We start from the raw sequence: 23,521 nt of genomic DNA, 5'->3' as shown, positions 1-23,521 counted from the left end.
CCCGCCGCCCATGAAGCGCATCGTCATCCTGATCTCCGGCCGCGGCTCGAACATGCGCTCCATCGTCGAGGCCTGTGCCGCGGAGCGCTGGGCGGCCACCGTCGTGGCCGTGGTGTCCAACCGCCCCGACGCCGGTGGCCTGGCGTATGCGGCCGAGCGCGGCATCGCCGCCGAGGTCGTCGACCACCGGGCCCATGCGTCGAGGGACGCTTTCGATGCTGCGCTCGCCGCCTGCATCGATGCGCATGCGCCGGACCTCGTCGTGCTGGCCGGGTTCATGCGCATCCTGGGCGCGCCGTTCGTGCGCCGCTACGAGGGTCGCCTGCTCAACATCCACCCGTCGCTGCTGCCGGCGTTCCCGGGGCTGCACACGCACCGCCGGGCGCTGGAAGCCGGCTGCAAGGTGGCGGGCGCCACGGTGCACTTCGTGACGCCGGAGCTCGACCACGGGCCGATCGTCATCCAGGCCGTGGTGCCGGTGCTGCCGCAGGACGACGAGGACGCGCTCGCCGATCGCGTGCTGGCGCACGAGCACGTGATCTACCCGCGCGCCGTGCGCTGGTGGGTGCACGGCGCGCTGCGCATCGAGCAGGGCGTGGTGCGGCAACTGGCCGGCGAGCCGCAGCAGGTGGGTCTGGCATGACGCCGAGGCAGTTGCTCGACGCCTGCAGTGCGCTGCTGCGCGAGGTGCTCACCTTCGCCTCGCCGGCCGACGGCGTGGTGTCGGCGCATTTCCGCAAGCACAAGGGCCTGGGCCAGCGCGAGCGCCACACGCTGGCCGAGACCACCTATGCCGTGCTGCGGCGCCGGCTGCTGTTCCAGCACCTCGCGCAGGGCGGGCCCGGCGCCATCGAGCGGCGCTTCGCCGCGCTCGGCTGGGCGGGCGACGAGGCGTTTCTCATGGCTGCGCTGGCGCCCGAGGAGAAGGACTGGCTGGCCCGGGCGCGCAAGGTCGACCCGGCGACGCTGGCGCCCAAGCTTCGGCACAACCTGCCCGACTGGATCGCCATGCCGCTGCAGGAGCAGCTCGGCGACGAAGGGTTCTGGGCGCTGGTGGCGGCGCTGGACCAGACCGGCCCGCTCGATCTGCGGGTCAACATCCACAAGGCGCGGCGCGACGCCGTGCAGGCGGCGCTGGCCGATGCGGGCATCGAGTCGCGGCCGACACCCCATTCGCCCTGGGGCCTGCGGGTGACGGGCAAGCCGGCGCTGACCCGGCTCAAGGTGTTCACCGACGGCGACATGGAAGTGCAGGACGAAGGCAGCCAGCTGCTGGCCCTGGCCGTGGAGGCCCGCCGCGGGGAGATGGTGGTCGATTTCTGCGCCGGCGCGGGCGGCAAGACGCTGGCGCTGGGCGCCTGCATGAAGAACACCGGGCGGCTGTATGCCTTCGACACGTCGGGGCACCGTCTTGCGGCGCTCAAGCCCCGCCTGGCCCGCAGTGGGCTGTCCAACGTCTACCCGGTCCAGATCATCCACGAGCGCGACGACCGCATCCGGCGCCTGGCCGGCAAGATCGACCGCGTGCTGGTGGACGCGCCGTGTTCCGGCCTGGGCACTTTGCGTCGCAATCCGGATCTGAAGTGGCGCCAGTCGCCGGGGGCGGTGGCGGAGCTGGTGGCCAAGCAGACCGACATCCTGGCGGCGGCGGCCCGCCTGCTCAAGCCGGGCGGACGCCTGGTCTATGCCACCTGCAGCCTGCTGCGGGCCGAGAACGAGGAGGTGGGCGAGGCGTTCGGCGCGGCCCAACCCGGGTTCGAGAAGCTGGACGCGGCGCAGGTCCTGACGGCCCAGGGCGTGGCTGGCGCGGACTCGCTGGTCACCGCTGGAAACCTGCGAATGTGGCCCCATCTGCATTCAACCGACGGCTTCTTTGCCATGATCTGGCGCAAAGCCTCGGGCTGATCGGCAAGAAGCAAAGCCTTTGCTACGCAGTTTCCCCGCTTTCCGGGCGAGGCTGCCAACTACAATCGGTCGGAGAACCTGAAGGACTCGGATGGACGCTATCTCTTTGGTGATCGACGCGCTCGTGCAATGGCTGGCCCACGGGGCCGCCGGGGCGGTCTGGTGGCAGGTCGTCCTGTTCACGCTGGTGGTCACCCACATCACCATCGCGGCCGTGACCATCTTCCTGCACCGGGCCCAGGCGCACCGCGCGCTCGACCTGGGGCCGGTGCCGTCGCATTTCTTCCGTTTCTGGCTCTGGCTGACCACCGGCATGGTCACCAAGGAGTGGGTCGCGATCCACCGCAAGCACCACGCCAAGTGCGAAACGGTCGACGACCCCCACAGCCCGCAGACCCGCGGCATCAAGAAGGTGCTGCTCGAAGGCAGCGAGCTGTACCGCGCCGAGGCCAAGAACCAGGAAACGCTGTCGAAGTACGGCCACAACACGCCGGACGACTGGCTCGAGCGCAATCTCTACACCCGCTACAGCTGGCAGGGCGTGGGCCTGATGCTGATCGTCAACCTGTTCCTGTTCGGCGCCATCGGGGCTGCCGTGTGGGCGGTGCAGATGCTGTGGATCCCGATCACGGCCGCCGGCATCATCAATGGCATCGGCCACTGGTGGGGCTACCGCAACTTCGAGGCGTCGGACGCGTCGACGAACATCTCGCCCTGGGGCGTGATCATCGGCGGCGAGGAACTCCACAACAACCATCACACCTACCCGACCAGCGCCAAGCTGTCGGTGAAGCCCTACGAGTTCGACATCGGCTGGCTGTACATCCGCATCCTGGAGACGCTGGGCTGGGCCAAGGTGCGCAAGACGCCGCCGCGCCTGGCACTGGGTGAGGTTCGCGCCGCCGACGGCAAGACGCTCGAGGCGCTGATCGCCAACCGCTACGAGGTGATGGCCCAGTACGCCAAGGCGCTGCGCGGCACCGTCGGCAGCGAGCTGGCCAAGCTCAAGGAGCAGGGTGCGGCCAGTTCCACCCGCCGGGCCCAGTTGCGCCTGGCCCGCCGGTGGCTGCACCGCGACGACGACAAGATCCCCCAGGGCATCAAGCCGCAGATGGCCGAAGCCGTGCAGCAGAGCCCGTCGCTGGCCAAGCTGGTGGCGATGCGCGAGGAGCTGCGCCAGCTCTGGACGCGCACCAACGTGTCCGCGGAGCAACTGGTGGTGGACCTGCAGGCCTGGTGCCGCCGCGCCGAGGACAGCGGCATCGCTGCCCTGCGCGACTTCTCGCTGCGCCTGAGGGCGGCCCACGCCTGAGTGTGCCGGCGCGCCGCATGGGCGTGCGCGCGGGACCCTGCAGCCGCTCCCAAAGACAACGGGCCGCCCTCTGGGCGGCCCGTTTTGCTTGAGGGCCGGCCGAACGCCTAGCCCCGAGCGGGAAGACTACTTGAGCTTCGTTTCCTTGTAGAGCACGTGCTTGCGTGCCTTCGGATCGAACTTCATGAATTCGAGCTTGTCCGGCGTTGTCTTCTTGTTCTTCGCCGTGGTGTAGAAGTGGCCGGTGCCTGCCGTCGACTCCAGCTTGATCTTCTCGCGTCCGCCTTTGGTGGCCATGTCGGGCTCCTAAATCAAAGTTCGCCGCGGGCGCGCAGGTCGGCGACGACCTGGTCGATGCCCACCTTGTCGATCAACCGCAGTGCCGCATTGGACACGCGCAGGCGCACCCAGCGGTTCTCGGTCTCCAGCCAGAAACGGCGGTACTGCAGGTTAGGCAGGAAGCGACGCTTGGTCTTGTTGTTGGCATGGGAAACATGGTTTCCCACCATCGGGCGCTTGCCCGTGACTTGACAGACTCGTGCCATGTTCGGCTCCGAAAAAAGGTTCTGCGTGCCGGATTTCGGCAAAGACCGCGAGTATAGCCGAGCCCGGCCGGCCGGGCTAGGACTGCTGTTCGAGGAAGCGCTGGGCGTCCAGGGCCGCCATGCAGCCGGTGCCGGCAGAGGTGATGGCCTGCCGGTAGACGTGGTCCTGCACGTCGCCGGCGGCGAAGACGCCGGGCACGCTCGTCATGGTGGCCATGCCTGCCAGGCCGGACCGGGTGACGACGTAGCCGTCCTTCATCTCGAGCTGGCCCTTGAAGATGTCGGTATTGGGCTGGTGGCCGATCGCGATGAAGCAGCCCTTGACGGCGAGGTCCCGGGTGCTGCCGTCGGTCGTGCTGCGCAGGCGCACGCCGGTCACGCCGCTGGCGTCGCCGAGCACCTCGTCCAGCGTCTGCCACAGGTGCAGCTGCATGCGGCCTTCGGCCACCTTGGCGTGCAGCTTGTCCACCATGATCGCCTCGGCGCGGAACTTGTCGCGGCGGTGGATCAGGTGCACCTTGGTGGCGATGTTGGACAGGTACAGCGCCTCCTCCACGGCGGTGTTGCCGCCGCCGACCACGCAGACCTCGGCGCCCTTGTAGAAGAAGCCATCGCAGGTGGCGCAGCCACTGACGCCGCGGCCCATGAAGGCCTGCTCGCTGGGCAGGCCGAGGTACTTGGCGCTGGCGCCGGTGGCCACGATGAGGGCGTCGCAGGTGTAGGTGCCCGAGTCGCCCACCAGCGTGAACGGCCGGCGCGACAGGTCGACCGAGCCGATGTGGTCGTAGACGATCTGGGTCTGGAAGCGCTCGGCGTGCTCCAGGAACCGCTGCATCAGGTCCGGGCCCTGCACGCCCTGGGCGTCGGCGGGCCAGTTGTCCACATCGGTGGTCGTCATCAGCTGGCCGCCCTGGGCCAGGCCGGTCACCAGCACGGGCTTGAGGTTGGCACGGGCGGCATAGACGGCGGCGGTATAGCCGGCCGGGCCGGAGCCGAGGATCAGCACCTTGGCGTGGGTGGAAGTGGTCATCTTGGGGTTCCTGGGAGCGGGGGAGGGCGTCGCGGTCGGCCAACAGGGCACCCTACATGAGGTGCAGCAGGCATGGCGTGAAGCCTGTCAATAGGCACAATAGCCCGGTCGTGAAATTGTAGGCAGCCGACGCGGATGGCCGGTTCCCCCTGGGAACTGCCGCCCGGCGAGCCGTAAGAAGAGCACCAACAAGGAGTTTCCGCGATGTCGATGCTTTCGAATCTCGACCTGATCCGGCGCGTGCCGCTGTTCTCGATGCTCAGCAACGAGCATGCGCAGCAGGTGGCCGACAACGTCGTGAAGCGGCGCTTTCGCCGCGGCGAACTGGTCGTCGAGCAGGGCCGCAAGAGCAATGCCCTGTTCATCCTCCTCAACGGCCGCGCCCGGGTGCTGACCTCCGACTCGCGCGGCCGAGAGGTCATCCTGGCGGTGCTGGAAGCCGGCGACTACGTCGGCGAGATGAGCCTGATCGACAACGAGCCGCACTCGGCCACGGTCCGCGCCGAGGTGCAGACCGACATGCTGGTGCTGGGGCGCACCGAGTTCGCGCGCTGCCTGCCCGAGACCACGTCCCTGGCCTACGGCATCCTGCGCGGCCTGGTCCAGCGCCTGCGGGCGGCCGACCGCCAGATCGAGTCGCTGGCGCTGCTGGACGTGTACGGCCGCGTCGCCCGCACGCTGCTGGACATGGCCGAGGACGTCAACGGCACCAGCCTGATCCGCAACAAGGTGTCGCGCCAGGACATGGCCAAGGTCGTCGGCGCCTCGCGCGAGATGGTCAGCCGGGTCATGAAGGACCTGGAGCAGCGCGGCGTGATCGAGACCCAGGAGAACGGCTCGGTCATCATCAAGCAGCGCCTGTACAACGACTGAGCCTGCCGGGGGCCCGGGGCGGCTGCGCCCCTTCGGCCACAATGCGTCCATGACCTTTCCCCTCGGATCACTCGGGGCCGAGGCCAGGGCCGCCATGGCGCCGGGCAATGCGCCGACGTCGATGACGCTGAGACAGCAGCTGTGGCTGACGGTGGCCGCGGTGGCGTGGTTGCTGATGGTGCTGGCCATGCTCACCCACAGCGGTGCCGACGCGGGTTTCTCCACGTCGGGCAGCGGTGGCGCGCTGGTCAACAAGGCCGGCATGGCCGGCGCCTGGTTCTCCGACTTCCTGTTCTTCATGCTCGGCCACAGCGCCTGGTGGCTGCCGGTGGTGGCCGCGCGCTCGTGGCTGTCGGCGCTGGCGCGCCGGCTGCGGGGTCAGGCCGCGCCCGAGGGCCATCGTCTGGCTTTCTGGGTCGGGCTCGTGCTGCTGGTCTGCGCCAGTTGCGCCCTCGAATCGACCCGGCTTTACCGGTTCGAGTCGTCGCTGCCGGGCCATGCCGGCGGCGTGCTCGGCTACCTGATCGGTCCGCTGTCGGCCCGCTGGCTCGGCTTCGCGGGCTCCGGCGTGGCCTGGATCGGCCTGCTTGTGGCCGGCATGGCGCTGGCGCTGCGCTTTTCCTGGATCGGGCTGGCCGAGACCATCGGCACCTGGGTCGATACCTTCCGCGAGCGGCGCGAGGCGCGGCGCGAGATCGCCGAGGACGAGCGCCTGGGGGCGCAGGCGCAGCGCGAGCGGGCCGAGGTGGTGGCGGTGGAGCGCGAGGAGATCGAGGAACACATCCCGGTGGTGATCGAGAAGACCATCGCCGAGTTGCCGCGTTCCGAGCGCGTGGCCAAGGAGCGCCAGAAGCCGCTCTTCGCCGAGCTGAGCGACACCAGGCTGCCGCAGGTGGACCTGCTGGACGCGGCCCCGGGGCGGGTCGAATCGGTGACTGCCGAATCGCTCGAGATGACCTCGCGCCTGATCGAGAAGAAGCTCAAGGACTTCGGCGTCGAGGTGCGGGTGGTGGCGGCGTCGCCCGGCCCGGTGATCACGCGCTACGAGATCGAGCCGGCCACCGGCGTCAAGGGGGCGCAGGTGGTGAACCTGGCCAAGGACCTGGCGCGCTCGCTCAGCCTGGTGAGCATCCGCGTGGTCGAGACGATTCCGGGCAAGACCACGATGGCGCTGGAGCTGCCCAACGCCAAGCGGCAGACGATCCGGCTGGCGGAGATCCTGGGTTCCACGGCCTACAACGACGCGGCGTCGCTGCTGACCATCGGGCTGGGCAAGGACATCGTCGGCGCGCCGGTGGTGGTGGACCTGGCCAAGACACCGCATGCCCTGGTGGCCGGCACCACCGGCTCGGGCAAGAGCGTGGGCATCAACGCGATGATCCTGAGCCTGCTCTACAAGGCCGAGGCGCGCGACGTGCGGCTGATCCTCATCGACCCGAAGATGCTGGAGCTGTCGGTGTACGAGGGCATCCCGCACCTGCTGTGCCCGGTCGTCACCGACATGAAGCAGGCGGCCAACGCGCTGAACTGGTGCGTCGGCGAGATGGAGCGCCGCTACAAGCTCATGAGCAAGCTCGGCGTGCGCCAGCTCTCCGGCTACAACAAGAAGATCGACGAGGCCGCCGCGCGCGGCGAGAAGATCGGCAACCCGTTCTCGCTCACGCCGGAGCAGCCCGAGCCGCTGGAGCGCCTGCCGCAGATCGTGGTCGTGATCGACGAGCTGGCCGACCTGATGATGGTGGTGGGCAAGAAGATCGAGGAACTGATCGCGCGGCTGGCGCAGAAGGCCCGTGCCTCGGGCATCCACCTGATCCTGGCCACGCAGCGTCCCAGCGTCGACGTGATCACCGGCCTGATCAAGGCGAACATCCCCACGCGCATCGGCTTCCAGGTCTCGAGCAAAATCGACAGCCGCACCATCCTCGACCAGATGGGCGCCGAGTCGCTGCTCGGCATGGGCGACATGCTCTATCTGTCCGCGCCCGCGGGTGTCAACACGCCGATGCGCGTGCATGGCGCCTATGTCAGCGACGACGAGGTGCACCGCGTTGTGGAGTACCTGAAGTCGCAGGGCGAGCCGAACTACATCGAGGGCATCCTCGAGGGCGGCACGCTGGACGGCGACGGTGATGCCGCCCCCGGCGAAGCCGGTGCCGGCGACGGAGAAGCCGACCCCATGTACGACCAGGCCGTGGCCATCGTCCTCCAGCACAAGCGGGCCTCGATCTCGCTGGTGCAGCGCCACCTGCGCATCGGCTACAACCGCGCCGCGCGGCTGCTCGAGCAGATGGAGAAGTCGGGCCTGGTGTCGGCGATGGCCACCAACGGCAATCGCGACCTGCTCGTGCCGCGGCGGGAGGAGTAGCCGATGCGGCGCCGCGCCTGGCTTTTCGGGGCGCTCGGGCTGGCGGCCGGCGCCAGCCGGGCCGACGCCGTCGATGCGCTGCGCGAGTTCACGCGCGACGCTCGCAGCGGCCGCGCGGCCTTCACGCAGGTCGTGACGTCGCCCGACGGGGCGCGCCGGCGCACCTCCAGCGGCAGCTTCGAATTCGCGCGGCCGAACCGCTTCCGCTTCGTCTATGCGAAGCCCTACGCGCAGGTGATCGTCGGCGACGGCGAAAAGGTCTGGCTGCACGACGTGGACCTGCAGCAGGTCACCGTGCGGGCGATGGACCAGGCGCTCGGCGCCACGCCCGCCGCCCTGCTGGCCGGCACCGGCCTCGAGCGCGACTTCGTCCTGCGCGCCCTGCCTGCCGCCGACGGCCTGGACTGGGTGCAGGCCGAGCCGCGCGTGCGGCAGGAGTCGATCGGATTCCAGGCCCTGAAGGTCGGCTTCCGGGGCCGCCAGCTGGCCGCGCTCGACCTCGTCGACAGCTTCGGTCAGCGCTCGCAGATCGCGTTCACGGACCTCGTGCTGAACGTCGCCCCCGCGCCCGACGCGTTCCGCTTCGTGCCGCCGCCGGGCGTGGAAGTGCTCAGGCCGTAGCGCCGTCGGCCGCCTTGGCGCGAAGCCGCCGGGCCAGCAGCCAGCCCAGCGCCGCGATCGACAGGCCCACGGGCACCAGCGAGCCCACGTTGAGCCAGGTCCAGCCCTGCGTCGTGACCAGCGCGCCCGACGCGAACGAACTGGCGGCCATCGTCGTGAAGACGCAGAAGTCCATCGCCGCCTGGGCCCGGGTCTTCTCCTCCGGGCGATAGGCCTCGGTCAGCAGCGTGGTGCCGCCGGTGAACAGGAAGTTCCAGCCCACGCCCAGCACGAACAGCGCCCACAGGAAGTTGGCCAGCTCCACACCCGCCAGCGCAATGCCGATGCACAGCAGGTTGAGCACGGCGCCCACCAGCATCACCGGCACGACGCCGACGCGGCGGATCAGGTGGCCGGTGAAGAAGCTGGGAACGAACATGCCCAGCACATGCCACTCCAGCACCAGCGCCGCGTCCTCGAACGGCAGGCCGCAGCGCTGCATCGCGATCGGCGTGGCGGCCATCAGCAGGTTCATCACGCCGTAACCCAGCGCGCCGCAGGACGCGGCCACGATGAACACCGGCTGCCGCATGATCTGCCCGAGCGGCCGGCCCTGCGGGGCACCCTTCGGGGCCACCACGTGGGGCGGGAACTCGATGAACGACAGCATCGCCAGCGACAGCAGCGCCACGCCCACCAGCGACAGGTAGGCTGCCGCGAAGGGCACCGGCAGCAGGTCGCGCGTGGCACTGGCGAGGTTGGGGCCGGTGAACGCGCCGATGATGCCGCCCGCCAGCACCAGGGAGATCGCGCGCTCCTTGTAGTCCGGGCGCACCAGCTCCGGCCCGGCAAAGCGGTACAGCGCGGCGTTGGCGTTGTAGTAGCCGGCAATCATCGTGGCGGCCACCAGCAGCCAGAAGTCGCGGCTGGCCACGGCCCAGGCGCACAGCGCGGCCGACAGGATCGCCACGACCAGGCCGAGCTGGAACGACCGCTTGCGGCCCCAGCGCGCCTGCGTGCGTGCCACCAGGCCGGTGGCCAACGCACTGCCGACCACGTAGCCGGTGACCGGCAGCGTGGCCATCCAGCCCACCGGGGCCAGCGCCAGGCCCACCAGGCCGTTGATCGCGATGAACAGGACGTTGTTGGTGAGGAACGCGCCCTGGCAGAGCGACAGCAGCACGAGGTGGCGGTTCATGCGCCGATCATCGCACCGACTGACACAATGACGCCCCATGCCCGGCTCGCTCTTCGACGACGACCCCGTGCCGCCGACGGTGGAGCCGGCGGCGGCCGGCAACGCGCCGCTGGCCGAGCGACTGCGCCCCCGCACGCTGGACGAGGTGATCGGGCAGCGTCATCTGCTCGGCCCCGGCAAGCCGCTGCGGGCCGCCTTCGACGCCGGCCGTCTGCATTCGATGATCCTGTGGGGGCCGCCCGGCGTCGGCAAGACGACGCTGGCGCGCCTGGTCGCGAACGCGTTCGACGCCGAGTTCATCCAGATCTCGGCCGTGCTCGGCGGCGTGAAGGACATTCGCGACGCGGTGGACCGGGCCCAGGCGGCACGCCGGGCCGGCCGCTCGAGCATCGTGTTCGTCGACGAGGTGCACCGCTTCAACAAGGCGCAGCAGGACGCGTTCCTGCCGCACGTGGAGTCGGGACTGTTCACCTTCATTGGCGCCACCACCGAGAACCCGTCGTTCGAGGTCAACTCGGCGCTGCTGTCGCGGGCCACCGTGCACGTGCTGCAGCCGCTGACGCCGGACGACCTGGCCGAGCTGCTGTCGCGCGCGCAGGCCTCGATGGGGCTGGCGCCGTTCGCCGACGCGGCACGCGACCGCCTGATCGGCTATGCCGACGGCGACGCCCGGCGCCTGCTCAACGTCGTGGAGAACGTGGCCGCGGTGGCGGGCGACGCGCGGCAGATCGACGAGGCTCTGCTGGAGCGTGCGCTCGGTGATCAGCTGCGCCGTTACGACAAGGGCGGCGAGCAGTTCTACGACACGATCTCGGCGCTGCACAAGGCGGTGCGCGGCAGCGACCCGGACGCCGCGCTGTACTGGCTGGTGCGCATGCTCGACGGCGGCGTGGACCCGCGCTACGTCGCACGACGCGTGATCCGCATGGCCAGCGAGGACATCGGCCTGGCCGACCCGCGCGGTCTGCGCATGGCGCTCGACGCGGCCGAGGTCTACGAGCGACTGGGCTCGCCCGAGGGCGAGCTGGCACTGGCACAGGTGGTGCTGTTCCTCGCCGCGGCGCCCAAGAGCAACGCGGCCTACGTGGCCTACAACGAGGCGCGCGCCTTCGTGCGCCAGGACGGCACGCGCCCGGTGCCGCTGCGGCTGCGCAACGCGCCCACGAAGCTGATGAAGCAGCTCGACTACGGCAGGGACTACCGCTATGCCCACGACGAGGCGGACGGCTTCGCCGCCGGCGAGTCGTACTTCCCGGACGGCCTGGAGCCCGCGCCGAACTTCTATCGCCCCACCGACCGCGGGCTCGAGCAGCAGATCGCCGACAAGCTGGCACGCCTGCGGCAGGCCAACGAGCGCCAGCGCGGCGGGGCCTAGAGCGCGAAGCCCCGGCGCGGCACCACGGCGCGCATCGCGAAGGCGGTGCGGATGCGCGCCACGTGCGGGAACGCGGCCACCCGCTGGCGGTGCACGCGCTCGTAGTCGCGCATGTCGGCCACCGCCACGCGCAGCAGGTAGTCGAAGTCGCCGGACATCAGGTAGCACTCGAGCACGTCGTCGCAGGCCGCCACCGCACGTTCGAACGCGTCGAGCACCGCGCTGCCCTGGCTGGACAGGGTGACCTCGATGAACACCGTGGTGGGCTTGCCGATCGCGTCGCCGTCGAGCACGGCGCTGTAGCCGGAGATCACCCGCTCCTGTTCCAGCCGCTGCAGCCGGCGGAAGCACGCCGACGCCGACAGGCCGACCTTCTGCGCGAGTTCGGCATTGGGCAGGCGGCCGTCGGACTGCAGCAGGCGCAGGATCTCGCGGTCGATCTTGTCAATGTTCATCGACGTTTCCTGCTTTGTGGACAGCACTGATTGTCTCTGAAGGGGAATGCTTGCAACATCGTTGCTTGAATCTGGGGTTTTCCAGGGGCCAAAGCGCAACCCCATTCGAGGCGTCCGGGACCACGATCTGCCGATCCCCACGGAGGTTTCCCATGCGCATCGGCGTTCCCAAGGAAGTGAAGAACCACGAGTACCGCGTCGGCATGACGCCTGCGGCCGTCCGGGAGGCGGTCCACCATGGGCACTCGGTCCTGGTGCAGGCCGGGGCCGGCCGCGGCATCGGCTGCGACGACGCGGCCTACGTGCAGGCCGGCGCGCAGGTCGTGCCCGACGCTGTGGCGGTGTTCGAGTCGGCCGAACTGGTGGTCAAGGTCAAGGAGCCGCAGCCGGCCGAGTGCGCGATGCTGCGCCGCGGCCAGACCCTGTTCACCTACCTGCACCTCGCGCCGGACCCGGTGCAGGCGCAGGGCCTGCTGGCCAGCGGCTGCACGGCGATCGCCTACGAGACCATCACCGACGACCGCGGCGGGCTGCCGCTGCTGGCGCCGATGAGCGAGGTGGCCGGCCGCATGGCGATCCAGGTCGGCGCCGTGGCGCTGCAGAAGGCCAATGGCGGCCTGGGCGTGCTGCTCGGCGGCGTGCCGGGCGTGGCGCCGGCGCAGGTGACGGTGATCGGCGGCGGCGTGGTCGGCACCCATGCCGCCCGCATGGCGATCGGCCTTGGCGCCGACGTGACGATCCTCGACCGCTCGCTGCCGCGGCTGCGCCAGATCGACGAGGCCTTCGGCGGCCGCATCCGCACACAGTACGCCACGCTCGACGCCACCGAGCAGGCGGTGCTGCGGGCCGATCTGGTGGTGGGCGCCGTGCTGGTGCCCGGTGCGACCGCACCGAAGCTGATCACGCGTGCCCAGTTGTCGCGCATGACGCCCGGCGCGGTGATCGTGGACGTGGCCATCGACCAGGGTGGCTGCTTCGAGACCTCACGCGCCACCACGCATGCCGAACCCACCTACGAGGTCGACGGCATCGTGCACTACTGCGTGGCCAACATGCCCGGCGCCGTGCCGCGCACGTCGACCCATGCACTGGGCCACGCCACGCTGCCGTTCATCCTGGCGCTTGCCGGCAAGGGCTGGCGCCGCGCCTGCGCCGACGACCGCCACCTGGCCGCGGGCCTGACGGTGCACGACGGCGCGATCACCCACGCCAGCGTCGCCGCGGGGCTCGGCAAGCCCCTGCGAGACATCGCCACGCTGCTTGCCTGACGCCCCTTGCAGGGGCGCTTTCCGCAAGGGTAATCCTTGCGCGGGGCACGGACCTTGCCTGCCTAGAATCGGGCCCGCCGTTGGCGGGACGGTGTGAACCTGGAGTGGCCGCTTGGACATCTTTTTCCAACAGATCATCAACGGGCTGGTGCTCGGCAGCATGTACGCGCTGGTGGCGCTGGGCTACACCATGGTGTACGGCATCATCAACCTCATCAACTTCGCCCACGGCGAGGTGCTGATGTTCGGTGCGCTCACCAGCTGGACCGTCGTCAACGCGCTGGAAGGCAGCGGCATGCCGGGCTGGCTGGTGCTGCTGTTGTCGGTGCCCGTGTCCATCGCGGTGTGCGCCACGCTGAACTTCTCGATCGAGAAGGTGGCCTACCGGCCCCTGCGCAATGCGCCGCGACTGGCGCCGCTGATCACCGCCATGGGCATGAGCCTGCTGCTGCAGACGGTGGCGATGATCATCTGGAAGCCCAACCCCAAGCCGTTCCCGATCCTGCTGCCCAGCGAGCCGATCGACCTCGGCGGTCCCGTCATCAGCATCGTGCAGTGCATCATCCTCGGGCTCACCGCGGTGATCCTGGCCGGGCTGATGTACCTCGTGAACCGCACCAAGCTCGGGCGTGCGATGCGCGCCACGGCCGAGAACCCGCGCGTGGCCGCGCTGATGGGCGTCAAGCCCGACATGGTCATCTCCGCCACGTTCATCATCGGCGCCGCGCTCGCCGCCGTGGCAGGGATCATGTGGGCCGCCAACTACGGCACCGTGCAGCACTCGATGGGCTTCCTGCCCGGTCTGAAGGCGTTCACCGCGGCCGTGCTGGGCGGCATCGGCAATCTCGCGGGCGCGGTGGTCGGCGGTCTGCTGCTCGGGCTCGTGGAAGCCATCGGCGCCGGCTACCTGGGCGAGATCACCGGGGGCGTGCTGGGCAGCCACTACGCCGACATCTTCGCCTTTGTCGCGCTGATCCTGGTGCTCACGCTGCGACCGTCCGGCCTGCTGGGCGAACGCGTGGCCGACCGCGCCTGAGGGGAGCCTGACATGATGGACAAGAAGAACCAGGTCATCGTCTTCGTGCTCGTCGCGCTCGGCCTGTTCCTGCTGCCGCTGCTGGCGCAGCAGCTCGGGCAGGGGCCGGTGCGCATCATGGCGCTGGCGATGCTGTACGTGCTGCTGGCGCTGGGCCTGAACATCGTCGTGGGCTACGCCGGCCTGCTGGACCTGGGCTTCGTCGCGTTCTACGCCGTCGGCGCCTACATGTACGCGCTGCTGGCGAGTCCGCACCTGGCCGAGAACTTCGAGGGCTTCAAGGCCATGTTCCCGGACGGCTTGCACACGCCGATCTGGGTGGTGATACCACTGGCCGCGGGGTTGGCGGCGATTGCCGGCGTGCTGCTCGGCGCGCCAGTGCTCAAGCTGCGCGGCGACTACCTGGCCATCGTCACGCTCGGCTTCGGCGAGATCATCCGGGTGTTCATGAACAACCTGGAGCACCCGGTCAACATCACCAACGGGCCGCGCGGGCTGGACCGCATCGACTCGATGAACATCTTCGGGTTCTCGTTCGGCAAGTCGCTGCAGATCGGCGATTTCTCGATCCCGTCGGTGACGCTGTACTACTGGCTGTTCCTGTCGCTGGTGATCGGCAGCCTGCTGGTGTGCTATCGCCTGGAAACCTCGCGCATCGGCCGCGCCTGGATGGCCATCCGCGAGGACGAGATCGCGGCCAAGGCCATGGGCATCAACACGCGCAACATGAAGCTGCTGGCCTTCGGCATGGGCGCCACCTTCGGCGGCGTGTCGGGCTCGATGTTCGCTGCCTTCCAGGGCTTCGTCTCGCCGGAATCCTTCAGCCTGATGGAGTCGGTGATGATCGTGGCGATGGTCGTCGTGGGCGGCATCGGCCACCTGCCGGGCGTGATCGTCGGCGCCCTGCTGCTGGCGATCCTGCCCGAGGCGCTGCGTTACGTGGCGGGCGACATCCAGAACCTGACCGGCGGACGCATCGACGCGTCCATCCTGCGCCAGCTGCTGATCGCGCTGGCGATGGTGGTGGTGATGCTGCTGCGGCCGCGCGGCCTGTGGCCGTCGCCCGAGCACGGCAAGTCGGCGCCGTCGCCGGTGACGAAGTAAGGGGGCGGCACGATGAGCAACGGCAAGGTCGTCCTCAAGGTCGGCAACGTCTCCAAGCGCTTCGGCGGGCTGCAGGCGCTGTCCGAAGTGGGCATCACGATCACCGAGGGGCAGGTCTACGGCCTGATCGGCCCCAACGGCGCGGGCAAGACCACGTTCTTCAACGTGATCACCGGGCTGTACACGCCGGACTCCGGCACCTTCGAGCTCGGCGGCGCGCCCTACAAGCCCGAGGCCGTGCACCAGGTGGCCAAGGCCGGCATTGCGCGCACGTTCCAGAACATCCGCCTGTTCGCCGAGATGACCGCACTCGAGAACGTGATGGTCGGCCGGCATGTGCGCACCCAGTCGGGCCTGATGGGCGCGGTGTTCCGCACCGCGTCGTTCAAGGCCGAGGAGCAGGCGATCGCGCAGCGGGCGCAGGAGCTGCTCGACTACGTGGGTATCGGCCGCTATGCCGACTACAAGGCGCGCACGCTGTCCTACGGCGACCAGCGCCGCCTGGAGATCGCGCGCGCACTGGCCACCGACCCGAAGCTGATCGCGCTCGACGAGCCGGCCGCGGGCATGAATGCCACCGAGAAGGTGGTGCTGCGCGAGCTGATCGACCGCATCCGCAACGACAACCGCACCATCCTGCTGATCGAGCACGACGTGAAGCTGGTGATGGGGCTGTGCGACCGGGTGACCGTGCTCGACTACGGCAAGCAGATCGCCGAGGGCACGCCGGCCGAGGTGCAGAAGAACGAGAAGGTGATCGAGGCCTACCTCGGCGCCGGGCACGGGACGCATTGAGATGGCAACGACACTGTTGAAGGTGAGCGGCCTGAAGGTCGCCTACGGCGGCATCCAGGCCGTCAAGGGCGTCAGCTTCGAGGTGCGCCAGGGCGAGCTGGTCAGCCTGATCGGCGCCAACGGCGCGGGCAAGACCACCACGCTGAAGGCCATCACGGGCACGCAGCCGGTGGCTGCCGGCGACATCGAGTTCATGGGCCGGTCGATCCGCGGCCAGGGCGCCTGGGACCTCGTCAAGCAGGGCCTGGTGATGGTGCCCGAGGGGCGCGGCACCTTCACCCGCATGACCATCGTCGAGAACCTGCAGATGGGCGCCTTCGTGCGCAACGACGGCGAGATCGACGCCGACATCGACAAGGTGTTCACGATCTTCCCGCGCCTGAAGGAGCGGGCGCAGCAGCTCGCCGGCACGATGAGCGGCGGCGAGCAGCAGATGCTGGCGATGGGCCGCGCGCTGATGGCGCGCCCCAAGGTGCTGCTGCTCGACGAGCCCTCGATGGGCCTGTCGCCGATCATGGTCGACAAGATCTTCGAGGTCGTGGCCGACATCCACAAGCAGGGCACCACGATCCTGCTGGTCGAGCAGAACGCCAGCCGCGCGCTGTCGCTGGCCGATCGCGGCTACGTGATGGAGTCCGGCGAGGTGTCGATGGACGGCGACGCCAAGATGCTGCTGGCCGACCCGCGCGTGCGCGCCGCCTACCTGGGCGAGTGAGCCGCGCGCGCCCGGCGCGCCGCCTCAGGGCTTCTCGGCCAGCTGCTTCAGGTTGGCCAGTCCGGCCTCGAAGTCCGGGCCGACCATGCGGTCGCCGAACAGCGCGATCCACCGGAACAGCGGGTTGGACCCCATGTTGCCGGTCATGCTCCAGGTGACGCGGGTGCCGGCGCCGTCGGCGGCCAGCGTCAGGTCGCCGGTCGACGTGGTGCCGAAGTCCGGAAAGTACAGGTCGTAGGCCAGGCGCCGCCCGGGGTCGGCGGCGGTGAAGGTCATCTTGCCGTCGCCTTCGGTCTTGCTCTGCCAGGCCCAGCCTGCGCCGACGCCCGACGCGGCGCCGCTGTAGGTGATCGCCATCGACGGGTCGCGCTGGTTCCACACCGTCCAGCGCTTCCACTCGCGGGGGTCGGCCACGAGGGCATACACCCGGTCGGCCGGCGCGTTGACCGTGATGCTGCGCACGGCACGGAACTCCGGCGACAGCGCGTAGCCGCCGGCCACCAGCAAGAGGGCCAGCGCCAGCACCGCACCGACCACCCACTTCAGGATCCGAAGCATCGGCTTCTCCCGCAGCCCTTGGGGGATCGAGTCTGAACCCCAATCGAAGGCGGGGCAAGATGGCATGATCTCGCCCTTGCGCCAGCGGCCGCCCACGCGATGGCCGCGCTCCGGTCCAACCCAGGCCCACGAGGCCGTTCCAGAGACATTCATGTTGCGACTTTTCCGACTTGCCGCGGCCGTTTCCTGCACCTTTGCCGGGCTTGCCGCGCCGGCGCTGGCCCAGCAGGCGCAGGCGCCTGCGCCGTCGAAGGCCAAGCCGCCATCGATCGTGCTTCCTGCGTCGCCGGCCCCGAAAGCCGCGCCGGCCAAGACGCTCGGCGGCAAGGGCGCGCCCTCGGGCAAGCTGCTTTCGCGCGAGGAGCTTCGCGCCTGCCTCAAGCGCCTGGACGACATCACTGCCTCCGGCAAGGACCTGGTCCAGCGCCGCACCGCGCTCGACGCCGAGAAGGACGAGCTGGTCAAGAGCGGCGACGCGCTGAAGCTGGCCCGGGCCGACGTCGATGCGAAGCTGGCGGCCGTGCGGGCCTGGGAGGGGCGCATGCGCGCCCACGCCGCCGAGATCGAGGCGTTCAACCAGCGCGCCCGGGCGATCGACGAGGCTCCCAAGGCCGATCGCGAGGCGATGACCAAGGCGCTCGAGGCCGACCGCGAAGGCCTCAGCCGCACCCGCAACAGCCTGGCCAGCGACGAGGCGAGCCTGGTGCCGGCCTACGAGGCCAGCGTGCGCAGCTACAACGAGCGCGCCAAGGCCCGCGACGCGGTCGTGGTCGACTGGAACGCGCGCAACAAGGTTCTCAACGATGCCGGCACCAAGGCCGAGGAAGAGCGCACCGACTGGCTGACCGAGTGCGCCAACCGCCCGTACCGGGAAGAGGACGAGATGGCCATCAAGGCCGGCAAGTAGGTTGCTGGCGATGAAGGATTCCACCGACACCGGGCGCAACCCGCTGCTCCAGCCCTGGCGCACGCCGCACGAACTGCCGCCGTTCGCGGACATCGAGCCGGGTCATTTCGCGCAGGGTTTCGACGTGGCGATGCGCGCGCACCGCGACGAGATCGACGCCATCGCGCAGCAGGCCGAGCCGCCGACCTTCGCCAACACGGTGGCCCGTCTGGACGCCAGCGGCCGCCTGTTCAATCGCATCGAGGCCGTGTTCCACAACCTGTGCGCGTCGGAGACCTCGCCGGCCCTGCAGACGGTGCAGCGCGAGATGGCGCAGCCGCTGGCGGCCCACAGCAACGCCATCTACCTGAACGCTCGGCTCTTCGAGCGCCTGGACACCCTGCATGCCCGGCGCGGCGAGCTGGGCCTGTCGGCCCAGGACCGGCGGCTGCTCGAGCGGCTGCACAGCGACTTCGTGCGCGCCGGTGCCCGGCTGCGGGGCGAGCAGCGCGAGCGCTACGCCGCCACGAACGAGAAACTGGCGTCGCTGATGACGCGCTTCGGCCAGAACGTGCTCGCCGACGAGAGCGCCTTCCGCCTGACGCTGGCGCACGAGGCCGACATGGCCGGGCTGCCCGACTTCGTGCGCGACGCTGCGCGGCAGGCCGCCAGCGATCGCGGCCTGGACGGTGCCGTGATCACGCTGTCGCGGTCGCTGATCGTGCCCTTCCTGACCTTCAGCGAGCGGCGCGACCTGCGCGAGGCCGCCTGGCGGGCCTGGACCCGCCGGGGCGAGCACCCAGGCGAGACCGACAACCGGGCCATCGTGCGCGACATCCTCGAGCTGCGTGCGGAACAGGCGGGCCTGCTGGGCTATGCCAGCTATGCCGACTACGCGCTGGACAACACCATGGCCGGCACGCAGGCGGCGGTGATGAAGCTGCTGGACGACGTCTGGGCGCGTGCCGTGCCGGCGGTGGAACGCGAGCGCGGCGAACTGCTGGCCCTGATGCGCGAGCGGGGCGTCGACCATGCCATCGAGCCCTGGGACTGGCGCTACTGGGCCGAACTGGTGCGTCAGCGCCACTACGCGATCGACGACGCCGAGGTCAAGCCGTACTTCGCGCTCGACCGCATGGTCGCCGCCGCCTTCGACTGCGCGCAGCGCCTGTTCGGCATCCGCCTCGTCGAGCGGGCCGACCTGCCGGTCTACCACCCCGACGTCAAGGCCTACGAAGTGCGCGGGCGCGACGACCGCCTGATCGGCGTGTTCCTGCACGACAACTTCGCGCGGCCCACCAAGCGAAGCGGCGCCTGGATGAGCCTGTTCCGCCAGCAGACCCGCAACGGCGGCGCCGTGGCGCCGATCGTCGTCAACAACAACAACTTCGCCAAGGCCGCGCCGGGGCAGCCGACGCTGCTGTCGTTCGACGATGTGCGCACGCTGTTCCACGAGTTCGGGCATGGCCTGCACGGCCTGCTGTCGGACGTGGGCTACGAGCGCCTGTCGGGCACCAATGTGCTGCGCGACTTCGTCGAACTGCCGTCGCAGCTGTTCGAACACTGGATGAGCGAGCCCGAGGTGCTGCGCCGGCATGCCCGCCACGTGCACACCGGCCAGCCGATCCCCGAGGACCTGATCGAGCGCCTGCGGCGCGCGCGCCGCTTCGGCCAGGGCTACGAGACCGTGCGCTACGTCGCCAGCGCGCTGACCGACATGGCCGTGCATGCGCTGCCGAGCGGTCAGGTGCCGTCCGACCCGGTGGCGTTCGAGGCCCGGGTGCTGCGCGACCGGGGCCTGCCCGACGGCGTGGGCCTGAACCACCGCTTCACGCACTTCCAGCACCTGTTCTACGGCTCGGGATACGCCGCGGGCTACTACGTGTACCTGTGGGCCGAGGTGCTGGACGCCGACGCGTTCGATGCCTTCGTCGAGGCCGGCAGCCCGTTCGACGCCGACGTGGCGGGGCGCCTGCTGCGGCATGTGTACGCCGCCGGCGACAGCGTGGAGCCCGGCGCCACGTATGCCGCGTTCCGGGGCCGCGCACCGCGCCTGGAGCCGATGCTCGACAAGAAGGGCCTGCTGCAGCCGGCGTGACGGCGCCGGAGGGAGCGCGACGAGTCAGTTCGGGCGCTTCTCCAGCCGCAGCACGTCGTTTTCGCGCTTCATCTGGAAGCGCGTGAGGAAGCTGTTGCCCAGCAGCACGTGCGGCATCGACGCCGGCAGGATCATGGCTTCCACGTTGGCCACCTCCACGTCGCCCACGCGCACCGAGGTGAGCGTGACGGCGTAGGTGGGCACGCGCCCGTTGGCGGTCTCGGCAAAGCCGCGGCGCGAACTGCTGCGGTAGTCGATGCCCATGCGGTCGGCGTCGGCCTGGCCCAGCGCCACCACGGTGGCACCGGTGTCCACCATGAACTGCGCCGCACGGCCGTTGATCTGGCCGGTGGTGAGGAAGTGGCCGCCCGGGCCCGCCGTCAACACGATTTCGCGGGCGCCGCTGTTGCCGCCACCGCCCCCCGACACGCGGACCGGGCCGGCGCCCAGCGTGAGCGTGCGGCGCACGCCCGCGGCTTCCACCTCGGCCTGGGTGGCCGACAGCGACAGCAGCTTCACGCCCCGGACCGTGGCGCCCACCGGCACCGCTTGGGGCTGGCCGTCGATGACCAGCAGCGCCTGCTGTGTGCCGAGCGCGCCGTTCAGGGTGACTGTCTGCGCCTGGGCCGTGCCGGCGGCGGCCGCGGCCAGCACGAAGAGCAGGGCATCGGCTCGCATCGGCTCAGTCCCGCGGGTTGTCGAAGCGGATCGGGGTGTCCGCGACCTCGCGGCGCAGCAGCGCGATCGTGAGCTGCAGGTCGTCGCGCTTGGCGCCGGACACCCGCACGATGTCGCCCTGGATCGCGGCCTGCACCTTGATCTTGCTCTGCTTGACCAGTTGCTGGATGCGCCGGCCGAGCTCAGCGTCGACGCCCACCTTGACCTTGACCGGCTGGCGCACCTTGTCGCCGCCGATGCGCTCGATCTTGGCGCTGTCGTCGAGAAAGCGCACGTCCACGCCGCGCTTGGCGAGCTTGGCCAGCAGGATGTCCTTGACCTGGCTGATCTGGAAGTCGCTGTCCGCGTACAGCATCAGGTCGCGCGCCGTGCCCTTCTCGGTGAGCTCGACCTTGGCGCTGCTGCCCTTGAAATCGAAGCGGGTGCCGATCTCCTTGTTGACCTGGTCGACCGCGTTGCGCAGTTCGACGAAGTTCGGCTCGAGCATGACGTCGAAGCTGGGCATGGCCTGTTGCTAGAGGGTCCCGGGCATGGGCGAGAATTGTCCCATGCAAGGCGTTGCCGCACCCGACCTGCCGATCGACAAGGGCGTGAACCTGCGCACGCTCAACGCGTTCGGCTTGCCGGCCGTGGCGCACACGCTGGTGCGCGTGCGCAGCGACGCCGAGGTGCGGCGCCTGGTCGACCACCCCGAACTCGGGCGCGCGGCGAAGTTCATCCTCGGCGGCGGCAGCAACGTGGTGTTCACGCGCGACCCGCAGGCCGTCGTCGTGAAGGTGGAGGTGGCCGGCCGGCGCCTGCTCGAGCAGCGCGACGACGCCTGGATCGTCGAGGTCGGCGCCGGCGAGCCCTGGCACGACACCGTGGCCTGGACCCTGGCGCAGGGCTGGCCGGGCCTGGAGAACCTCGCGCTGATCCCCGGCACCGTGGGCGCGGCGCCGGTGCAGAACATCGGTGCCTACGGCGTGGAGCTGAAAGACCGCTTCGAGTCGCTCGACGTGGTGGACCTGGTCACGGGACGCAGCGCCACGCTGGGGCCGGACGCCTGCCGATTCGGCTACCGCGATAGCATCTTCAAGCAGGCGCTGGCCGGCAAGAGCGTGATCACCCGCGTGCGCATGCGGTTGCCGCGCCCGTGGCAGCCGGTGCTGGGCTACCTGGAGCTCGAGCGCAAGGTGCAGGAGACGGGCAATGCCACGCCCGATGCCCAGACCGTGTTCGACTGGGTCTGCGCCATTCGCCGCGCCAAGCTGCCGGACCCCGCGGTGATCGGCAACGTCGGCAGCTTCTTCAAGAACCCGGTGGTCAGCGCCGAGCAGTGCCGCGACATCATCGGCCGCGACCCCGAGATCGTGCACTACCCGATGCCCGACGGCAGCGTGAAGCTGGCCGCCGGCTGGCTGATCGACGCCTGCGGCTGGAAGGGCAAGACCATCGGCCATGCCGGCGTCTACGAGAAGCAGGCGCTGGTGCTGGTGAACCGGGGCGGCGCCACCGGCGCCGAGGTGGTGACGCTGGCGCGCGCGATCCAGGAGTCGGTCTACGGCCGCTTCGGCATCCGCCTCGAGCCCGAGCCGGTGGTGGTGTAGCGCTCAGCGCACCCGGATTGCCGACTTCGGCCGGAAGGCCTTGCACACCGTCTCGTCGGTCTCGAAGTACGGGCCGCCGATCAGGTCGATGCAGTAGGGCACCGCCGCGAAGATGCCGGGCACCGGGGGCGTGGCCGCGGGCAGGCCTTCCAGGGTCTCGGCGATCGACTTCGGCTGGCCCGGCAGGTTGATGATCAGCGTGGACTTGCGGATCACCGCCACCTGGCGCGACAGGATCGCCGTGGGCACGAAGTTCAAGCTGATCTGGCGCATCTGCTCGCCGAAGCCGGGCATCACCTTGTCGGCCACGGCCAGCGTGGCCTCGGGCGTCACGTCGCGCGGTGCCGGGCCGGTGCCGCCGGTGGTCAGCACCAGGTGGCAGGCGCGCTCGTCCACCAGCTCCACCAGCGCCCGGGAGATGCCCTGCTGCTCGTCGGGGATCACGCGGGCGTCCCAGGTGATCGGGTTGCGCAGGGCGCGCTGCAGCCACTGCTGCAGGGCCGGCAGGCCCTTGTCCTCGTAGATGCCGGCGGAGGCACGGTCGCTGATCGACAGCAGGCCGATGCGGACGGGGTCGAAGTCGCTCATGGGGTGGGGCCCGCGGCCGGCGTCGAGGCCAGCTGCGGCTTGATGAACTGGAACAGTTCGCGCCAGGCGCGGCCGTGGCGCTGCTCGGGGGGCAGGGCGGCGTCCTTGCGCGCGTTGCGGATCAGCGTGCGCAGGCGCTGCAGGTCGGTGTCCGGATGCTCGGCCATCCAGCGCGTGAGGGCATCGTCGTCGGCCATCAGCTCGGCGCGCCAGTGCTCCGCCTTGTGCAGCGCGAGCGCGTCGTGCGCGCGGCCGAGCTGGGCCGCGGCCACGGCGGCCCGCAAGGGCTCGATGTCGGCCTGGCGCATCAGCTTGCCCACGTATTGCAGCTGGCGCCGCCGGCCCTCGTGCGACCGGGTGCGGCGCAGTTCCAGCACCGCGTCGCGCAGGGCCTCGGGCATCGGCGTGGCGGCCAGGGCCGCGTCCGGCAGCGCCGCGAGGGCCTGCCCGATGTCCTGCTGGTCGTGCGCCTGGCGCTTGAGTTCGCTCTTGCTCGGGCGCGACGCCGTGGCGTCGTCGGGCAGGTCGTCGGAGGCTTTCATGGGTTG

Annotated in this window: 25 protein-coding genes; 15 read left to right on the top strand and 10 right to left on the bottom strand. The window is 70.1% G+C overall.

Translation table 11 applies throughout. From position 1 onward, the window contains the following. Positions 1–10: 10 nt before the first annotated feature. The 3 genes from purN (at position 11) to AC2EAQ_RS05805 (ending at position 3,217) form a co-directional block, all read left to right on the top strand. A complete protein-coding gene (purN, locus tag AC2EAQ_RS05815) occupies positions 11–643 on the top strand; it encodes a phosphoribosylglycinamide formyltransferase (RefSeq protein ID WP_484640869.1) in 633 nt (210 codons plus the stop codon). Continuing rightward, positions 640–1,905: an RsmB/NOP family class I SAM-dependent RNA methyltransferase gene (locus AC2EAQ_RS05810; RefSeq protein ID WP_484640867.1), complete on the top strand. Its 1,266-nt coding sequence runs from the start codon at positions 640–642 to the stop codon at positions 1,903–1,905. The genes purN and AC2EAQ_RS05810 overlap by 4 nt, the downstream gene beginning before the upstream one ends. Positions 1,906–1,996: 91 nt before the next feature. Beyond that, the gene (locus tag AC2EAQ_RS05805; protein WP_484640866.1) at positions 1,997–3,217 is read left to right on the top strand and encodes a DesA family fatty acid desaturase; all 1,221 of its coding nucleotides are present in this window, start codon (positions 1,997–1,999) and stop codon (positions 3,215–3,217) included. 126 nt (positions 3,218–3,343) lie between these two features. On the opposite strand, the gene rpmG is transcribed toward AC2EAQ_RS05805, so the two are convergent. From rpmG to trxB, 3 genes are all read right to left on the bottom strand, one after another. Then, positions 3,344–3,514: a 50S ribosomal protein L33 gene (gene rpmG / locus AC2EAQ_RS05800; RefSeq protein ID WP_484640865.1), complete on the bottom strand. Its 171-nt coding sequence runs from the start codon at positions 3,512–3,514 to the stop codon at positions 3,344–3,346. A gap of 14 nt (positions 3,515–3,528) precedes the next feature. Then, on the bottom strand, positions 3,529–3,762 hold the full coding sequence (rpmB, locus tag AC2EAQ_RS05795; protein ID WP_484640864.1) for a 50S ribosomal protein L28: 234 nt from the start codon (positions 3,760–3,762) through the stop codon (positions 3,529–3,531). A 76-nt stretch (positions 3,763–3,838) separates the two neighbouring features. Continuing rightward, on the bottom strand, positions 3,839–4,792 hold the full coding sequence (gene trxB, locus AC2EAQ_RS05790; protein ID WP_484640863.1) for a thioredoxin-disulfide reductase: 954 nt from the start codon (positions 4,790–4,792) through the stop codon (positions 3,839–3,841). Positions 4,793–4,996: 204 nt separating this feature from the next. On the opposite strand from trxB, the gene AC2EAQ_RS05785 reads away from it, so the two are divergent. Genes AC2EAQ_RS05785 through lolA form a run of 3 tightly spaced genes read left to right on the top strand, consistent with a single transcriptional unit; the run spans position 4,997 to position 8,651 of the window. Next, the gene (locus AC2EAQ_RS05785) at positions 4,997–5,665 is read left to right on the top strand and encodes a Crp/Fnr family transcriptional regulator (RefSeq protein ID WP_484640862.1); all 669 of its coding nucleotides are present in this window, start codon (positions 4,997–4,999) and stop codon (positions 5,663–5,665) included. 49 nt (positions 5,666–5,714) lie between these two features. Continuing rightward, complete coding sequence (locus AC2EAQ_RS05780) at positions 5,715–8,030, top strand: DNA translocase FtsK (protein WP_484640861.1); 2,316 nt, start codon at positions 5,715–5,717, stop codon at positions 8,028–8,030. Positions 8,031–8,033: 3 nt separating this feature from the next. Next, a complete protein-coding gene (gene lolA, locus AC2EAQ_RS05775) occupies positions 8,034–8,651 on the top strand; it encodes an outer membrane lipoprotein periplasmic chaperone LolA (protein WP_484640860.1) in 618 nt (205 codons plus the stop codon). Here lolA and AC2EAQ_RS05770 read toward each other — a convergent pair. Then, the gene (locus tag AC2EAQ_RS05770) at positions 8,641–9,828 is read right to left on the bottom strand and encodes an MFS transporter (RefSeq protein WP_484640859.1); all 1,188 of its coding nucleotides are present in this window, start codon (positions 9,826–9,828) and stop codon (positions 8,641–8,643) included. The two genes, lolA and AC2EAQ_RS05770, sit on opposite strands and share 11 nt — an antisense overlap. A gap of 37 nt (positions 9,829–9,865) precedes the next feature. Here AC2EAQ_RS05770 and AC2EAQ_RS05765 point away from each other — a divergent pair, with 37 nt between their 5' ends. Next, positions 9,866–11,203, top strand: coding sequence for a replication-associated recombination protein A (locus AC2EAQ_RS05765; RefSeq protein ID WP_484640858.1), 1,338 nt, complete (start codon positions 9,866–9,868; stop codon positions 11,201–11,203). On the opposite strand, the gene AC2EAQ_RS05760 is transcribed toward AC2EAQ_RS05765, so the two are convergent. Continuing rightward, positions 11,200–11,658 carry an Lrp/AsnC family transcriptional regulator gene (locus AC2EAQ_RS05760; protein WP_484640857.1) on the bottom strand — a complete coding sequence of 153 codons (459 nt, stop codon included), beginning with the start codon at positions 11,656–11,658 and terminating at the stop codon, positions 11,200–11,202. The genes AC2EAQ_RS05765 and AC2EAQ_RS05760 overlap by 4 nt on opposite strands. A gap of 152 nt (positions 11,659–11,810) precedes the next feature. On the opposite strand from AC2EAQ_RS05760, the gene ald reads away from it, so the two are divergent. The 5 genes from ald (at position 11,811) to AC2EAQ_RS05735 (ending at position 16,576) form a co-directional block, all read left to right on the top strand. Continuing rightward, complete coding sequence (ald, locus tag AC2EAQ_RS05755; RefSeq protein WP_484640855.1) at positions 11,811–12,926, top strand: alanine dehydrogenase; 1,116 nt, start codon at positions 11,811–11,813, stop codon at positions 12,924–12,926. A gap of 112 nt (positions 12,927–13,038) precedes the next feature. Further along, complete coding sequence (locus AC2EAQ_RS05750; protein WP_484640854.1) at positions 13,039–13,962, top strand: branched-chain amino acid ABC transporter permease; 924 nt, start codon at positions 13,039–13,041, stop codon at positions 13,960–13,962. A gap of 15 nt (positions 13,963–13,977) precedes the next feature. Then, positions 13,978–15,066 carry a branched-chain amino acid ABC transporter permease gene (locus AC2EAQ_RS05745; protein WP_484641176.1) on the top strand — a complete coding sequence of 363 codons (1,089 nt, stop codon included), beginning with the start codon at positions 13,978–13,980 and terminating at the stop codon, positions 15,064–15,066. Between the two features lie 12 nt (positions 15,067–15,078). Further along, the gene (locus AC2EAQ_RS05740; protein WP_484640853.1) at positions 15,079–15,861 is read left to right on the top strand and encodes an ABC transporter ATP-binding protein; all 783 of its coding nucleotides are present in this window, start codon (positions 15,079–15,081) and stop codon (positions 15,859–15,861) included. A 1-nt stretch (position 15,862) separates the two neighbouring features. After that, positions 15,863–16,576 (top strand): ABC transporter ATP-binding protein, encoded by a 714-nt coding sequence (locus AC2EAQ_RS05735; RefSeq protein ID WP_484640852.1) that lies wholly within the window; start codon positions 15,863–15,865, stop codon positions 16,574–16,576. A 24-nt stretch (positions 16,577–16,600) separates the two neighbouring features. On the opposite strand, the gene AC2EAQ_RS05730 is transcribed toward AC2EAQ_RS05735, so the two are convergent. Then, the gene (locus AC2EAQ_RS05730) at positions 16,601–17,134 is read right to left on the bottom strand and encodes an SRPBCC family protein (protein WP_484640851.1); all 534 of its coding nucleotides are present in this window, start codon (positions 17,132–17,134) and stop codon (positions 16,601–16,603) included. Positions 17,135–17,285: 151 nt separating this feature from the next. Here AC2EAQ_RS05730 and AC2EAQ_RS05725 point away from each other — a divergent pair, with 151 nt between their 5' ends. Continuing rightward, a complete protein-coding gene (locus tag AC2EAQ_RS05725; protein WP_484640850.1) occupies positions 17,286–18,041 on the top strand; it encodes a hypothetical protein in 756 nt (251 codons plus the stop codon). Positions 18,042–18,051: 10 nt separating this feature from the next. Continuing rightward, positions 18,052–20,118, top strand: coding sequence for a M3 family metallopeptidase (locus AC2EAQ_RS05720; protein ID WP_484640848.1), 2,067 nt, complete (start codon positions 18,052–18,054; stop codon positions 20,116–20,118). A gap of 24 nt (positions 20,119–20,142) precedes the next feature. Here AC2EAQ_RS05720 and AC2EAQ_RS05715 read toward each other — a convergent pair whose 3' ends face one another. Both AC2EAQ_RS05715 and AC2EAQ_RS05710 read right to left on the bottom strand, forming a co-directional pair. After that, entirely contained in the window at positions 20,143–20,796 is a 654-nt protein-coding gene (locus AC2EAQ_RS05715) for a retropepsin-like aspartic protease family protein (protein WP_484640847.1), read from the bottom strand. Between the two features lie 4 nt (positions 20,797–20,800). Next, positions 20,801–21,301 carry a YajQ family cyclic di-GMP-binding protein gene (locus AC2EAQ_RS05710; RefSeq protein ID WP_484640846.1) on the bottom strand — a complete coding sequence of 167 codons (501 nt, stop codon included), beginning with the start codon at positions 21,299–21,301 and terminating at the stop codon, positions 20,801–20,803. Between the two features lie 67 nt (positions 21,302–21,368). Here AC2EAQ_RS05710 and murB point away from each other — a divergent pair, with 67 nt between their 5' ends. Then, positions 21,369–22,385, top strand: a complete 1,017-nt coding sequence (murB, locus tag AC2EAQ_RS05705) for a UDP-N-acetylmuramate dehydrogenase (RefSeq protein WP_484641173.1) — start codon at positions 21,369–21,371, stop codon at positions 22,383–22,385. A 3-nt stretch (positions 22,386–22,388) separates the two neighbouring features. On the opposite strand, the gene mog is transcribed toward murB, so the two are convergent. Together mog and yjgA are read right to left on the bottom strand one after the other, a co-directional pair. After that, on the bottom strand, positions 22,389–22,973 hold the full coding sequence (gene mog, locus AC2EAQ_RS05700) for a molybdopterin adenylyltransferase (RefSeq protein ID WP_484640845.1): 585 nt from the start codon (positions 22,971–22,973) through the stop codon (positions 22,389–22,391). Continuing rightward, a complete protein-coding gene (gene yjgA / locus AC2EAQ_RS05695) occupies positions 22,970–23,515 on the bottom strand; it encodes a ribosome biogenesis factor YjgA (protein WP_484640844.1) in 546 nt (181 codons plus the stop codon). The genes mog and yjgA overlap by 4 nt, the downstream gene beginning before the upstream one ends. Between the last annotated feature and the right edge of the window lie 6 nt (positions 23,516–23,521).

The sequence above is a fragment of the Aquabacterium sp. T101 genome (assembly GCF_057219775.1).
Note: the sequence above shows the minus strand (reverse complement) of the source record. Positions and strands in the feature narration are given on the sequence as shown.